Source organism: Nocardioides pinisoli, assembly GCF_024199985.1.
Taxonomy (GTDB): Bacteria; Actinomycetota; Actinomycetes; order Propionibacteriales; family Nocardioidaceae; genus Nocardioides; species Nocardioides pinisoli.
Genome location: NZ_JANARS010000010.1, coordinates 1 through 14,832 on the forward strand (window position 1 = coordinate 1; position 14,832 = coordinate 14,832).

Annotated in this window: 12 protein-coding genes and 1 pseudogene; 7 read left to right on the forward strand and 6 right to left on the reverse strand. The window is 71.4% G+C overall.

The window, feature by feature from the left end; all coding sequences use genetic code 11:
* The 4 genes and pseudogenes from NCI01_RS18905 to NCI01_RS18920 all read left to right on the forward strand — a co-directional run.
* Positions 1-1,228 (forward strand): molybdopterin oxidoreductase family protein (locus tag NCI01_RS18905; protein ID WP_254183045.1); only part of this gene is annotated, 1,228 nt, incomplete at its 5' end.
* Positions 1,228-1,692: a hypothetical protein gene (locus tag NCI01_RS18910; protein ID WP_254183046.1), complete on the forward strand. Its 465-nt coding sequence runs from the start codon at positions 1,228-1,230 to the stop codon at positions 1,690-1,692. The genes NCI01_RS18905 and NCI01_RS18910, both read left to right, overlap by 1 nt.
* Entirely contained in the window at positions 1,689-2,414 is a 726-nt protein-coding gene (locus NCI01_RS18915) for a hypothetical protein (RefSeq protein WP_254183047.1), read from the forward strand. Before NCI01_RS18910 ends, NCI01_RS18915 begins: the two co-directional genes overlap by 4 nt.
* 365 nt (positions 2,415-2,779) lie before the next feature.
* Positions 2,780-3,987 (forward strand): annotated as a pseudogene (locus NCI01_RS18920) (IS3 family transposase).
* Between the two features lie 366 nt (positions 3,988-4,353).
* Here the strand turns inward: NCI01_RS18920 and glnA are convergent.
* Positions 4,354-5,784 (reverse strand): type I glutamate--ammonia ligase, encoded by a 1,431-nt coding sequence (gene glnA / locus NCI01_RS18925; RefSeq protein ID WP_254183048.1) that lies wholly within the window; start codon positions 5,782-5,784, stop codon positions 4,354-4,356.
* Between the two features lie 180 nt (positions 5,785-5,964).
* Here glnA and NCI01_RS18930 point away from each other — a divergent pair, with 180 nt between their 5' ends.
* The gene (locus NCI01_RS18930; protein WP_254183049.1) at positions 5,965-6,348 is read left to right on the forward strand and encodes an RDD family protein; all 384 of its coding nucleotides are present in this window, start codon (positions 5,965-5,967) and stop codon (positions 6,346-6,348) included.
* A gap of 9 nt (positions 6,349-6,357) precedes the next feature.
* Here NCI01_RS18930 and NCI01_RS18935 read toward each other — a convergent pair whose 3' ends face one another.
* Positions 6,358-7,065, reverse strand: a complete 708-nt coding sequence (locus NCI01_RS18935; protein WP_254183050.1) for a DUF4191 domain-containing protein — start codon at positions 7,063-7,065, stop codon at positions 6,358-6,360.
* Between the two features lie 86 nt (positions 7,066-7,151).
* Complete coding sequence (gene lipA / locus NCI01_RS18940; protein WP_254183051.1) at positions 7,152-8,093, reverse strand: lipoyl synthase; 942 nt, start codon at positions 8,091-8,093, stop codon at positions 7,152-7,154.
* A 265-nt stretch (positions 8,094-8,358) separates the two neighbouring features.
* On the opposite strand from lipA, the gene NCI01_RS18945 reads away from it, so the two are divergent.
* Positions 8,359-8,796: a nitroreductase family deazaflavin-dependent oxidoreductase gene (locus tag NCI01_RS18945; RefSeq protein ID WP_254183052.1), complete on the forward strand. Its 438-nt coding sequence runs from the start codon at positions 8,359-8,361 to the stop codon at positions 8,794-8,796.
* On the opposite strand, the gene lipB is transcribed toward NCI01_RS18945, so the two are convergent.
* A complete protein-coding gene (gene lipB / locus NCI01_RS18950; RefSeq protein ID WP_254183053.1) occupies positions 8,774-9,532 on the reverse strand; it encodes a lipoyl(octanoyl) transferase LipB in 759 nt (252 codons plus the stop codon). The genes NCI01_RS18945 and lipB overlap by 23 nt on opposite strands.
* 183 nt (positions 9,533-9,715) lie before the next feature.
* Between lipB and NCI01_RS18955 the strand changes: the two genes are divergently transcribed.
* Positions 9,716-10,291: a hypothetical protein gene (locus NCI01_RS18955; RefSeq protein WP_254183054.1), complete on the forward strand. Its 576-nt coding sequence runs from the start codon at positions 9,716-9,718 to the stop codon at positions 10,289-10,291.
* Here the strand turns inward: NCI01_RS18955 and NCI01_RS18960 are convergent.
* Positions 10,237-11,127: a TIGR01777 family oxidoreductase gene (locus tag NCI01_RS18960; RefSeq protein ID WP_254183055.1), complete on the reverse strand. Its 891-nt coding sequence runs from the start codon at positions 11,125-11,127 to the stop codon at positions 10,237-10,239. The two genes, NCI01_RS18955 and NCI01_RS18960, sit on opposite strands and share 55 nt — an antisense overlap.
* A 40-nt stretch (positions 11,128-11,167) precedes the next feature.
* Positions 11,168-14,677, reverse strand: coding sequence for an ATP-binding cassette domain-containing protein (locus NCI01_RS18965; RefSeq protein WP_254183056.1), 3,510 nt, complete (start codon positions 14,675-14,677; stop codon positions 11,168-11,170).
* Between the last annotated feature and the right edge of the window lie 155 nt (positions 14,678-14,832).

Genomic DNA, 14,832 nt, shown 5'->3' on the forward strand with positions numbered 1-14,832 from the left:
CAACCCGGCCGTCTCGATGCCGGAGTCGGCACGGATACGGCGGATCCTGGGAGGCGACCAGTGCTTCGTCATCGTCCAGGACCTCTTCCTCACCGAGACCGCCGAGCTCGCCGACGTCGTCCTGCCCGCAGCCGGGTGGGGCGAGAAGACCGGCTGCTACACCAACGTCAACCGCACCGTCCACCTGTCCGAGAAGGCCGTCGACCCGCCGGGGGAGGCGCGCAGCGACCTCGACATCTTCCTGATGTACGCCGATGCGATGGGTTTCACGAACAGCTCGGGGAAGCCGCTGATCGGGTGGCGCACCCCGGAGGAGGCGTTCGACGCGTGGGCCGCGGTCACCGCCGGGCGGCCGGTCGACTACACCGGGCTGTCGTACGACAAGCTGCGCGGGCCGAGCGGTGTCCCGTGGCCGGTGAACGAGGAGCATCCCGACGGCACCGACCGGCTCTACGCCGACGCCGTCTTCCCGACCAACACCGACGACTGCGAGACCTTCGGCCACGACCTCGCCACGGGAGGCACCGTGACCGAGACCGAGCACCGGGCGATGAACCCCGCGGGCCGCGCGTTCCTGAAGGGAGCGGCGTACACGCCCGCGCACGAGGAGCCGTCCGAGGACCACCCGCTGCTCTACACGACCGGTCGCACGGTCTACCAGTTCCACACCCGCACGAAGACCGGCCGCTCGGGCGACCTCAACCGCGCGGCGCCCGACGCATGGGTCGAGCTCTCCGCCGCGGACGCCGAGGCGCGCGGGATCGAGGAGGGCGACTGGGTGCGCGTGGCCTCGCCGCGCGGCGCGATCGAGGTGCGTGCCCGGGTCGGAAACGTCATGGACGGCGCCGTGTTCGCGCCGTTTCACTACGGCCACTGGGAGCCCGACGCCGACCTCGGCGCAGGCCACGACGACGCCAACCGCAGGCTGGCCAACGAGCTCACCATGACCGTGTGGGACCCCGTCTCCAAGCAGCCCTCCTTCAAGACCGCCGCCTGCCAGGTGACCCGGCTCCGCGCCGGCGACGGACCGTCCCCGGCACCGACGACCACCGCGTCCGCGCCCGACACCGACCGCCCGCCCCCACCGCCCCAACGCCGCCCCCGGGCGACACAAGGCGGCAAACCCACTACCAGCACGAAGCCGCCCGCCACCCCGCACTACCTCCTCGACCCCTCCCAGCCGGCGGGGCGGGCTTCGACGTCCTCTTTTGCGGAAGGAGACCTCTGATGCCGCACCTGACGACCTACATCGGACTGGCCGACCACAGCGAGAAGACCATGGCGGACTCCTTCCGCGCCGTCGCCGAGGGGCACGCGCACGTCGCGGACGTCTTCCACACCTGCCAGATGTTCGCGGAGTGGTCGGAGGACAACCGGGAGGCACTCGCGCCGATCATCCAGCGGTACGGCGAGGCCGACGACGTCGACGAGCCGGAACGGCTCCACGCCGCCGGCCTCGCGGAGACCCGCGAGGGCGAGGTCGGGCTGCTGCGCGACCTGCAGGACCTGCACGTCCTCGCGACGCTGGTGCAGACGACGTGGACCGTGATTGCCCAGGGGGCACAGGGACTGCGCGACCGCGACCTCCTCGAGGTCGCCCAGCACGCAGGCGACCAGACGTCGCGCCAGCTCACCTGGCTCAACACCCGGATGAAGCAGGCCGCACCGCAAGCCCTCATCGTCGCGCCATGAGCGAGCAGAATGGGCGACGCGTGCAACGCGACCCGTCGAGGCGGGTGCGACCACGACTGGTGTGGGGCGGGACCGCCGCCGCCCTCATCGGCTGCAGCATCGCAACCGTCGGTGGCGTCGTGACGTCGTGGACGTGGACAGGGAGCGGAGCAGCGGTGCTGGTCGTCGGAGCAGCCGTCGCGTTTCGCGGAGGCATCATGCGCGACACGAGCAGCGGTGGTGTGCGCTCCGAACTCGCGCACCTGATCCACGGTGAAGACCGACAAGGCGTAGCCCCTGGCGACATGGTGACCCACCCTCGGGCAGTCGCGACCTCCCGACACGTCGATCGCCGACGCCGCCGTCTCGAACGCGCCGCCGCCACGGCGCCACTTCGCGTCCCGGTTCGTCCCATCGGCGGCGCCCTGATGATGGTCACGATCGTCCTGATGTTCAGCCAGTGGGAGCTCTACCCGCTCGAGCTGCCCGGCCAGTCCAACGCCACCCGTGCTCTGGGATGCGCCATCGTCATCGGGTTGGCCGGCATGCGAATCCTCGAAGGGGGTGCCCCACAACCGCATACCGTGTCGGTGGTCGCGACCGTGTTGGCCGGCAGCCTGCTCACCGTCAACGGTGCGTTCGCTGACCACGCCAGAACTGCCACGGTGGCGGTCGAGGTGGTCTGTGGACTCTTCTGCGTGCTTTGCGCTGGCGGCCTTGCCGTACGCACACACCGAGGCTGACGAGGGGTTCCGAGCGCGCGCCCGCGAGCGGTTTCTCGGGGGTTGCACTCCGCAGGGACCGCGTTGTTCTCCGCCCAGGTCGAGCGTCAACAACGCGTCAGAGCACGACTGCGACGTCGTGTCCGTGCGGGCGACGTCTAGGTGCATGTTGACGAGTACGGGGTCCGCTGCCGGTTGGCGAGCATCGTCGCGGAACGTCCATCAGGCACGGGTCGGCACGTCGACGTCGGCGTACGGACCCTTCTGGGCTTCCACCGGTACGAGCATGTGCACCAGCTGGGCGTCGGTGACGTCCAATGTCAGCTCGACGAAACTGAATCGCCCCGGGTCTGGTGGAGGCTCTCAATCCATGGAGGATGAGAGTCATGGCAGCACCCAGGAAGTACCCCGACGAGCTGCGTGAGCGAGCGACCCGGATGGCGGTGGAGCTGCGGGCGGACCCGGCGACGAAGCCAGGAGCGATCAAGCGTGTGGCCGACCAGTTGGGCATGCACCCAGAGACGTTGCGCAACTGGGTCCGGCAGGCCGAGATCGACGGTGGTGTCCGGCCGGGCACCACGACCAGCGACGCGCAACGGCTGGCCGAGCTCGAGCGGGAGGTCCGCGAGCTTCGCCGGGCCAACCACATCTTGAAGACGGCCTCGGCTTTCTTCGCGGCCGATCTGCGCCGTGCTGAAGGAAGCCGGCGTGCAGACCGCCCCGAGCAGCTACTACGCCGCCAAGACCAGACCACCGTCGGCACGCGCGATTCGTGACGCCGAACTAGTGGAGGACATCAAGGTCGCCCACAAGGCCAACCTCGGCGTCTACGGCGCGAGGAAGATCCTTGCCGAGCTCAACCGCGAAGGTATCCGCGTCGCCCGGTGCACCGTGGAACGGCTGATGCGTGCCGAGGGGCTGCGTGGGATCCCGCGGGAGAAGAGCCGCAAGACCACTATCGTCGACGGTGCTGAGACCGAGCGACCCGAAGACCTGGTCAATCGGAAGTTCGTCGCCACGGGCCCGAACCAGTTATGGGTGGCCGATCTGACCTACGTCAGGACGCATGCGGGCTGGACCTACGTCGCGTTCGTCCTCGACGTCTTCTCCCGGATGATCGTCGGCTGGCAGGTGTCCACGTCGCTGCGCACCGACCTGGCGCTCGACGCCCTCGACATGGGCTTGTGGAACCGGCACCGCGCAGGGCAGGACACAGCCGGGCTGGTCCATCACAGCGACCGCGGAGTCCAGTACCGAGCGATTCGCTACACCGAGCGGCTCGCCGAAGCCGAGGCCGTCGCGTCGGTCGGATCGCGAGGCGACTCGTATGACAACGCGATGGCCGAGGCGCTCAACTCGCTGTTCAAGGCCGAGTGCATCCGCAACCCGGTGATGCGTCCCAAGGGCGGCTGGAAGAACGTGAGCGACGTCGAGATCGCCGTCGCCGAGTACATCGACTGGTTCAAACCACAGGCGACTCCACGGCGAGATCGGCCTCATCCCGCCCGCCGAGTTCGAGGCGAACCACTGGGCCACCGGAGTCGTCACCGACTACGTTGAAACACCCGTCCCGACCGGGGCTGGTTCCAAGTAACCGAGCCTCCACGAAACCCGGGGCGATTCACGCAGGCACCCGCAACTGGACGCCGACACCCGCGCGCTTCCAAGAATGCATCTCCGCAGGTCAAGGGCTCGTTCTGCCCCCTTCAGCGCAGTCGATCGCAATCGATCACAATTACGCTCAGCGTCATGGACCACTGCCCGATGACGCACCACGTTGAGTGTGCCGCGCTCGTCCGTGTGGAACCCTGGTGCTCGCCCTGATGCTCCCACGCCGTGGGGTGCACTGGGTACGCACAAGGATGAGAAACGGCGCCTGACGCTGGAAGACGTCGGAAGACGTTTTCGCAGGTCAGACGCCGTTTCAGGCATCTAGCCGCAGGTCAGCGAGACCCCGGAATCAGATGTCGTAGTAGAGCTCGAACTCGTGCGGGTGCGGGCGCAGCTGGACGGGGAGGATCTCGTTGGTCCGCTTGTAGTCGATCCAGGTCTCGATCAGGTCGGGCGTGAACACGTTGCCGGCCGTGAGGAACTCGTGGTCCTTCTCGAGGTTGTCCATCACCGCGCCGAGCGAGGTGGGGACCTGGTCGATGTCGGCCATCTCGTCCGGCGGCAGCTCGTAGATGTCCTTGTCGATCGGGTCCGGCGGCTCGATCTTGTTCTGGATGCCGTCGATGCCGGCGAGCAGCAGGGCCGAGAAGGCGAGGTAGGGGTTGGCCGACGGGTCGGGGCAGCGGAACTCCACGCGCTTGGCCTTCGGGTTCGCACCCGTGATCGGGATGCGGACGCACGCCGAGCGGTTGCGCTGGGAGTAGACCAGCGAGACCGGGGCCTCGAAGCCGGGCACCAGGCGGTGGTAGGAGTTGACCGTCGGGTTGGTGAAGGCCAGCAGCGACGGGGCGTGCTTGAGGATGCCGCCGATGTAGTGGCGCGCGGTGTCGGACAGGCCGGCGTAGCCGGTCTCGTCGTAGAAGAGCGGCGAGCCGTCCTTCCAGATCGACTGGTGGCAGTGCATGCCGGAGCCGTTGTCGCCGAAGATCGGCTTGGGCATGAAGGTGGCGGACTTGCCGTTGCGCCAGGCGACGTTCTTGATGATGTACTTGAACTTCATCACGTCGTCGGCGGCCTTGAGCAGCTCGTCGAACTTGTAGTTGATCTCGGCCTGGCCGGCGGTGCCGACCTCGTGGTGGGCGCGCTCGACGAGCAGGCCGGACTTCTCTAGCTCGATGACCATCTCGTCGCGCAGCTCGCCGAAGTGGTCGTACGGCGCCACCGGGAAGTAGCCGCCCTTGTACTTGACCTTGTAGCCGCGGTTGGGGTTGTCCTCGGTGCCGACGGCACCCGAGTTCCAGGCGCCCGCCTCGGAGTCGATGTGGTAGAAGCCCTCGTTCTCCGAGGTCGCGAATCGGACCTTGTCGAACACGTAGAACTCGGCCTCGGGGGCGAAGTAGGCAGTGTCGCCGATGCCGGTCGAGCCGAGGTAGGCCATCGCCTTCTTGGCGATGTTGCGCGGGTCGCGGCTGTAGGCCTCGCCGGTGATCGGGTCGTGGATGAAGAAGTTGACGACCAGCGTCTTGGCGACGCGGAAGGGGTCGAGGTAGGCGGTCGTCACGTCCGGGAACAGCGACATGTCCGACTCGTGGATGGCCTGGAAGCCACGGATCGAGGAGCCGTCGAAGGCGAGACCGTCCTCGAAGACCGACTGGTCGAAGGAGGAGACCGGCACCGTGAAGTGCTGCATCACGCCCGGCAGGTCGCAGAAGCGCACGTCGACCATCTCGACGCGCTCGTCCTTGATGAACTTGAGGAGCTCATCGGAGTTGTTGAACATTCGGTTCCTCCTTGACGGCGGCGCGCGCACGTCGAGTTTGCAGCGTTCGGGAGCGGAGCCTCGTTGCACCGTGCCGCCACGCTAGGTCGGAGCAGTTTCCAGACCGTATCCCGTTTGTTTCGGCCGTGTTACGGCTGACCGGTCGATGAGCCGTCCCCGACCCCCTCCTAGGCTGGTCGCGTGACCAGCGCTGTAACACCGGAGCTCCATTCGGCCACCTGGGGGCGACGCATCCTCGCGCTGTTCGTGGACTGGGTGACCTGCCTGGCAGTCGTGGAGGGCCTGGTGGCCGCCGGCGTCCTCGGCGGCAACCCCAACGGCCTCGGCACGCTCGCGCTGTTCGTCCTCGAGTCCGCCCTGTTCACTGCGCTGGCGGGCGGGTCGTTCGGCAAGCTCGCCACGCGGCTTCGCGTGGTCCGCAACGACGGCTCGGGCCGCCCGGTGTCGCTGCTGCGGGCGCTCGCCCGCTCCGTGCTGGTCGGGCTGCTCGTCCCGCCGCTGCTGACCTTCGACGGTCGCGGCCTCCACGACGTGGCGGCCGGCACGCGGACCGTCGCCCTCTGACCGGGAAGGTCAGCGGCCGCGCTGCTGCGAGCGCATGCCCTTCATGGAGGTCGGGATCGGCCCCTTGGGGAGCGGCAGCTTGCCGCGCTGGGCGTCGAGGGCCTTGAGTCGCTGGAGGATGTCGGTCATCTCGGCGGGCTTGACGTTGCGGCCGAGCTTCTGGACGTGGCGGACCAGCTTGGGCAGGGGGACCTCGCCCTCGCCGCGACCGCAGACGACCTCGTGGATCGGGACGCCGTAGGCGACGCGCTCGTGCTTCTTGCGCTCGGTCGCGAGCAGCGCCTTGACCCGGCTGGGGCTCGACCCCTCGCCGACGAGCACGATGCCGGGCGGGCCGACGACGCGGTGCACGACGTCCTGCTGCTTGGTGAAGCCGACGACCGGGTCGACCTTCCAGCCGCGGCGCAGCATCTGCAGGGCGCCTGCCCCCGCGGCGGGCTGGCCCTCCATCTGCGTGTACGCCGCCTTCTGGGCGCGGCGACCGAAGACGAGCAGGGCGCACAGGGTGCCGATCAGCAGGGCGCCGACCACCGAGATGATCCAGCCGAGGAGGCCGTCACCGGGCAGCACCCACATGAGCGCGAAGCCCAGGGCGGCGCCGACCACGAAGACGCCCATCAGGATCAGGCCGAGACGCGGATCGCTCCGCTTGGCCATCTGGTAGGTCTGCATGATCTGCCCGCGGCGCGAGCTGGGCGTGGTGGCGGGCGTCGACATGAGGGTGGCCTTGTCCGGTCAGGTGTTCAACAGGTGCGGGCGGTGCGGGCTTATGCGGGTGTTGGCTGGTGCTGGGCGGTGCGGGGTCAGGCGCTCGCGGCGGCGCGCGCGTCCATCGCCTGACCGTACAGCCGTCCGGCGCGGTAGGACGAGCGGACCAGCGGCCCCGAGAGCGCGCCGGCGAAGCCGATCTCGTCGGCCTCGGCCTTGAGCTCGACGAACTCCTCCGGCTTGACCCACCGCTCGACGGGGTGGTGCCGGGCGGAGGGACGGAGGTACTGCGTGATGGTGATGAGCTCGCAGCCGGCCTCGTGGAGGTCGCGCAGCGCCTGGCTGACCTCCTCGCGGGTCTCGCCCATGCCGAGGATCAGGTTGGACTTGGTCACCAGGCCGAAGTCGCGGGCCTGGGTGATGACGTCGAGCGAGCGGTCGTAGCGGAAGGCCGGGCGGATGCGCTTGAAGATCCGCGGCACCGTCTCCACGTTGTGGGCGAGCACCTCCGGCCGCGACTCGAAGACCTCGGCGAGCAGGTCGGGCTTGCCGTTGAAGTCGGGGATGAGGTTCTCGACGCCCGTGTCGGGGTTGAGCTCGTGGATCGCACGCACCGTCTCGGCGTAGAGCCAGGCGCCGCCGTCGGGCAGGTCGTCGCGGGCGACGCCGGTGATGGTGGCGTAGCGCAGCTGCATCTTCTGCACCGACTCGGCCACACGGCGCGGCTCGTCGCGGTCGAGCGGCTGCGGCTTGCCGGTGTCGATCTGGCAGAAGTCGCACCGGCGGGTGCACTGGTCGCCGCCGATGAGGAAGGTCGCCTCGCGGTCCTCCCAGCACTCGAAGATGTTGGGGCAGCCGGCCTCCTGGCAGACCGTGTGGAGCCCCTCGGACTTCACCAGGTTCTGCAGCGAGGTGTATTCCGGGCCCATCTTCGCCCGGGTCTTGATCCACTCCGGCTTGCGTTCGATCGGGGTCTCCGCGTTGCGGATCTCCAGTCGGAGGAGCTTGCGTCCTTCGGGTGCGGGAGCAGTCGTCACACCCGCCACTCTACGACGGCACCGCGAGCGTCCCCAATCAGCCTCCGTCCACGACAAGTCCCGCTCAGGCGGGCGTGTCCACCTTGTCGGGCTCGGTGGACCCGAGCCGCTGGTGGGCGGTCGTACGACACCTCCCGCGGCCGCGCTGGACGGAGCCGACTGCTCCGGCGCCTGGCCGAGGAGCACCCTTCCCACGAGCGGTTCGGCGAGGACCGGCGGGACTGACGCGTTGACCGCACGCGACGCTCGGGTGGACGCTGGGAGCGTGACCACGTCACGACGTCGCCTCATGGCGATGGGCAACAGGATCGGGGTCTTCCTGCACCGGGCGGCGGGAGGCCGCCTCGACGCGTTCGGCGACCAGACGGCGCTGATGATCACCTCGCCCGGTCGTCGTACCGGCCTGCCGCGCTCGACGATGGTGCGCTACCTTGAGCACGACGGCGGTTACCTCGTCTGGGGCACCGGGAGCGGGGCTCCGAGCGACCCCGACTGGTTCCGCAACCTGCGCCACGCGTCGCGGGCCCGCATCGAGATCGGGCGGACCGCCCAGGACGTCGACGTCGAGGAGCTCACCGGTCCCGAGCGTGACCGCGTGTGGCGCGACGTGGTGATGGCCCGGGCACCCGGTGTCGCGCGCTACGAGCGCAAGGCCGGGCGCGTGATCCCGGTGGCGCTGCTCAGGCCGGTGCGCCCGGCCTGACCAGCTCGATGCGCGGGCCGCGCCCCGGCTCAGGACGCGCGTCGTAGTCCGGGGTGGCCTCGTAGGGCTGCCAGGAGAGGTAGGTCGCCAGGTGCCGTCGCACGCTCGGCAGCACGTCCTCCACGGTGACGTCGCGGCCGAGCTCCTGCGACAGCGAGGTGACGCCGGCGTCGGCGATGCCGCACGGCACGAAGCGGTCGTACCAGCCCAGGTCGACGTCGCAGTTGAGCGCGAACCCGTGCATCGTCACCCCTCGGCTGACCCTGATCCCGATGGCCGCGATCTTCCGCTCGGGGCCGCGCTCGTCCTCGCGCAGCCACACGCCGCTGCGGCCGGGGATGCGGGCCGTCGTGACGCCGAGGTCGGCGCAGACCGCGATCAGCGCCTCCTCGACCCGGCGGACGTAGTCGACGACCTTGACGTGGTCGGGCAGGGCGACGATCGGGTAGCCGACGAGCTGGCCGGGACCGTGGAAGGTGATCTTGCCGCCGCGGTCCACGTCGATCACCGCTGCGCCGCCGGGGTCGACCGGGCGCTCGTGGGGGTCGGTGCGCTTGCCGGCGGTGAAGACCGGGGGGTGCTCGAGCAGCAGCACGGTGTCGGGGCGAGTGCCCGCGACGACCTCCTCGTGCACCCCGCGCTGGAGCTCCCACGCGGCGAGGTAGTCGACGGCGTCGTCGCCGAGTCCGGCGATCTCGACGTCGAGGGGGTGCGTGGGGATCGGCTCCGACGACATGCCCCGAGCGTACGCCGCGCGCCGGGCCGCGCCGGCCCCGGTATCTGAGGACGCGGCGGTCGGACAGCGGGTTCGCATTCGTCCACGGCGTCCTCAGATGTCTGTCGGGGGAGGGCGACGCCGGGGTGCCGGGGCCTGTGGATGACGCCTGCAGCCGGCCGGAGGATCGGCGAGGGTGGGGTGGTGGACCCGCGACGACTGCTCCCCGTGCTCACCGGCGTCGCCTGCGCGCTGGTCGTGGCGACTCTGGTGGTCGCCGTGGCGCGTCCCGATCCGCCGCCGCGACCGCGGATCGACGCGGCCGGCTCGGGCTCGCCGTCCGCGGCGCCGCGCACCCGGACGGGACCCGCGGCGGTGCTGGCCGACTGGGACGAGCGACGAGCCGCCGCCTGGGCCGAGGGCGACGCAGCGGCACTCCGCCGGTTGTACGCCGACGGGTCCGGGGCGGGCGCGGCCGACGTCCGGCTGCTGCGTGGCTATCTCCGGCGCGGCCTCCGGGTCGAGGGCCTGACGACGCAGGTGCTGGCACTGCGCGTGGCTGCCCGGTCGTCCAACCGGCTGGCGCTGGTGGTCACCGACCGCGTCGTGGGAGCCGAGGCCGTCGGCGCCGGCTCGCCGGTCGCGCTGCCGGTGGGCCGGCCGTCCACGCGGCGGGTGGTGCTGGTCCGTGACGGCGGGACGTGGGTGGTGGCCGAGGTGCGCGATCAGGACAGTGCGGCGGCCAGCACCTCGCTCACGTCCTCGTCCTCGAAGTCGTAGCCGGCGCGCTCGAGCGCTGCCGGCCGCGCGTTGATCGAGCCGAGGACCTCGGGGGCCAGGTCGCCGGCCGCCAACTTCATGAGCGCCGCCGGGACGGCGAGGAAGGCCTTGCGGTGCAGCGCCGCGGCCAGGGCGCGGGTGAACTCTGCGTTGGTCGGCGTGTGGGGGCAGCAGAGGTTGAACGCCCCGGAGACGTCGCGAGACTCGATGAGATAGCTCACCGCCCCGACCCAGTCGCGCAGCGAGATCATCGGCATGAACTGCTTGCCGGAGCCCAGCCGCGCGCCGCCGCCGGCCTGGAAGAGCAGGCGCAGCTGCTTGAGCGGCGGTGAGGTGCGGTCCATGACGGGCGAGGTGCGCAGCTCGCAGACGCGGGCCCCGGCCTTCCGGGCCGGGTCGGCCGCCGCCGACCACTCGTGGGAGACCGTGGTGAGGAAGGCGTCGCCCGTGCTCGGGGTGTCCTCGGTGACCGGCGTCGCGCCGTGGTCGCCGTACCAGGCGATGCCGTTGCCGGCGAGGAAGGCCGCCGGCCGCTCGGTCTCGGCGATCGTCTCGGCGAGGAGCCGCGTGGTGGAGACCCGCGACTCCAGCACCTCCCGAGCCCACTTCCTCGAGTGCGGGTTGCCGGCGATGCTGGCACCGGCGAGGTTGACGACGGCGTCGGCCGCCTCGATCACCCCGTGGTCGATGCTCCCGGCCGCGGGGTCCCAGCGGGACTCGTGCGGCGAGCACGCCTCGCGCCGCACCAGGGCTGTCACCTCGTGCCCGTGCACCCGGAGGTGGTCGGACAGGTGGGTCCCGAGGAAGCCCGAGGCCCCGGCGATGACGACGCGCATGGCTCCACCCAACCACGCGCCCCAAGCGTGCGTCGGCGGTTCAGCCGGCCAGGTGCGCCCACCGCGCGGACAGCTCGTGCCACGGGCCGTCGTCGACCACGCGGCCGGAGTCGAGCACCACGACCCGGTCGGCCTGCGCCAGCGCCGCCGCCTTGCTGGTGGCGCCGATGACGGCGGTGCCGCGTGCGCGCAACGCCTGCCACAGCTCGATCTCGGTCGCGGCGTCGAGCGCCGAGGAGACGTCGTCGGCCAGCAGCACGTCGGCGTCGGTCGCCAACGCACGTGCCAGGGCGAGTCGCTGCACCTGGCCACCCGAGAGGCGTACGCCGCGGTGGCCGACGAGGGCGTCAGGGCCGCCGGCCTCGGTGACGTCGCGGCCCATGCGCGCCGCCTCGAGCGCGGGCATGACGGTGCGGTCGGCGTGGTCGAGGGCGACGTTGCCGGTGAAGGTGCCGGACAGCACGCGCGGCACCTGCGCGACGTGAGCGACCCGTCCGGGACGCAGGGTGGTCTGGGGGTCGTCGACGACGCGGTCGTTCCACCGGATCTCTCCGGTGCTGCCGACGAGCCCGGCCAGCGCGCTGAGCAGGCTGGACTTGCCCGAGCCGACCTGCCCCAGGAGCAGGACGAGCTCCCCGGCGCGCACGTCGAGGTCGACGTCCTCCACGCCCAGGGTCCCGTCGTCGTGCACGGCGGCGAGGTCGCGGACGCTGAGGGTGCGCAGGGGCTCGCGGTCGGGCGCGGGCGGCTCGGGACCGGTGCCGTGGACCAGGTCGACACCCGGCGGCAGGTGCATCAGGTCGCCGCCGCCGGCGAGCTCGCTGGTCGCGTTCATCCAGGCCCGGGTGCCCGGCGCCTCGGTCACCACGGACCCGGCGACGCGTCCGAACCAGTCGAAGCCGCTGACGGCGTTGGCGACCAGCAGGGCGGTCGCGAGCTCCCACTGCCCGGTGAGCAGACCGCCCCAGGCCGCGACGACACCGCACTGGACCATGACGACGGGGACGCCGTCGAGCAGCGCCTGCACGCGGTGCTCGCGGACCGCGGCGTCCACGCGGCCGCCATCGACGTCGCGCAGGTGCTGGTGGACCTGCGGTGTCGCGGCGGCGAGCTTGACCGTGCGGACCGACTCGAGCGCCGAGACGAGCGACTGCCCGAACCGGGCCCGCGCCGTCGACGCCGCCGCGGCCGAGCGTCCGGCGACCCGTCGGCCTAGCGTCGAGGCGAGCGCCGAGGCCACCATGACCGCCAGCAGGACCGCGCCCGCCACCCAGGTCTGGGCGATCAGGGCGGTCACCAGGGCCACGACGAGGCCGTTGACGAAGTCGACCCAGCGGTCGGTGTAGCGCGCGAGCCGGTCGGCGTCCATCGTGCGGGCGACCACCTCTCCCGGCGGGGTGCGCAGCAGCCGCCGCTGGGAGGTCTGGCCGTGCAGGACCGCGGCGCGCACGCGGAGGCGTACCTCCACCCACCAGTGCGGGTAGGTGCGGAACGCCTGGGCGAGCAGCAGGGGGCCGATGAGCAGCGAGCCGACCAGCGCCACGACCAGGAGCACGGGCCGACCGCCGTCCTGCAGGTCGGTGACGATGTGGCCCCACAACCACCCGGTCACCGCGCCGAAGGCGCCGGTCAGGGAGGAGAGGAGGAACAGCACGGCGCCGAGGAGGCCCCACTGCGGCTGCATGCCGATGGTGTGGAGCACCTGCCGGGCCAGGCTCGGCGACGGCGCGAGCTCGGGTGGCGCCGGGGGAGTGGTGCTGCGTCGCACCGAACCGATCGCGGAGTCGTCGTGGTGGTGCTCCTCGACGACCGACTCGTGCGCCGCGGCGTCGAGGAGGTCGCGGAAGGGGCCGTCCTCCGCGGCGAGGCGGCGGCGGGGCCCCTGCTGCACGACGCGACCGGACTCGAGGACGGCCACCTGCTCGGCGCGCTCGGTGGTGGAGAGCCGGTGCGCCACCAGGATGCCCGTGCGGCCGGAGATGAGGCGGTCGGCGGCGCGGACGACACGGGCCTCGGTGACCGGGTCCATGCGGGCGGTGGCCTCGTCGAGGACCACGACGCTGACGTCGCGGACCAGCAGCCGGGCGAAGGCGACGAGCTGCTCCTCCCCGGCGGACAGGCTCGTGCCGCCGGGGCCGAGGACGGTGTCGAGCCCGTCGGGCAGCCCGCGCACCCAGTCGGTCAGGCCGAGCTCGGCCACGGCCGCCTCGACGACCGCGCGGGGCACGTCGTCGAAGAGGGTGATGTTGTCGGCCAGCGAGCCGGCGAGGACCTCGGTGCGCTGGGTCACGACGCCGACCGCCGAGCGCAGCTGCTGGAGGTCGAGGTCGAGGACGTCGACCCCCCCGAGGAACACCATGCCGCGGGGCGGCTCGACCGCGCGCGAGAGCAGCGAGGCCAGCGTGGACTTGCCCGACCCGGTGCGGCCGACGAGGGCGCAGGTGTGACCGGCGGCGAGCAGCAGGTCGACGTCGCGCAGGGCGAAGGTGCCGGTGCCGTAGCTGAACTCGAGGTGGCGGAACTCGACGTCGAGCGGACCGTCGGGCACCGGGAGGCCGCCCGTCGGCTCGGCGGGGGAGGCGAGCATGCCGCGCAGCCGCAGCACCGCACCGAACCCCTCCTGCAGGTCGGGCAGGTGGCGCGCGAGCATGTCGACGCCGCCGACGAACATCGTGGTGACGAGGAAGAGGGTGACCAGCCGGGCCGTGCTCAGGTCGCCCGAGACGACCAGCGCGACGCCGACGACGCCGACCGCGGCGAGCGCAGCGTGGAGCAGACCGCCGCTGCGCCGGGTGATGCGGACCTCCACCGCGAGGACGGCGTCGAGGGTGCGGTGCACGATCGACGCGAGCTGGGCGTTGCGCCGCAGCACGTGGGCCTGGCCCAGCGAGGTGCGCAGGTCGTCGCGGGCGGCCACGCCCTCCTCGGTGGACGCCGCGTGGTCGGTCCAGGCGGCCTCCTCGACCACCTTGCGCTGCGCCACCAGCGGCAGCAGCCGGCGGATCACCAGGTAGGTGACGACGGCCGTCAGCGGGAACAGGAACACCGCGGGCCACCACGTCAACGACGCGACCACCCACAGCGGGCCGGATGCGAGCAGGGTGCGCGCCGCCTGCCACACGCCCCAGCGCATGAGCTGGCCGACCTCCCAGGTGTCGTCGTCGATGCGGTCGAGCACCTCTCCGACAGCCTGCTCAGAGAGCTCGGACAGGGGCTGGGCCATCGCCGCGTCGAGGAGGTCGGAGCGCAGCTGGCCCTCGGCGCGGTCGCAGATGGTCGCCCAGATGGTCTTGGCGACGGTGTCGATCACCGCGCCGCCCACGACGCACAGCGCCAGCAGCACCAGGAGCGACTCGGTCGGGTCGTCGGCGAGGCGCCCGGCGACCATCGAGCCGAGGGATGCGGCGATGGCGCCGAGCAGCGACATCGAGAAGCAGACGTAGGTCAGCGGACGGCGCACCCGGTGCCAGTCGACCGGGACCCGGCCGGGCAGCAGCCCCTCGGTCGCTGACGTGGTCGCCGGTGCCGTCTGGGTCTGCGTCTCGGTCACCGTCACAAGCACTGGACGTTACGTGTCGGCACCGACATCGCGCCCCTGATTTTCGTGTGACCCGCGTCCCCCGCGGCCCCACCCCGGAGCGGTGCCGGAGGGGGACTCCAGCTACCGCGAACACCCCTCACGCACCGCTCGGCGATGCGGCGGCG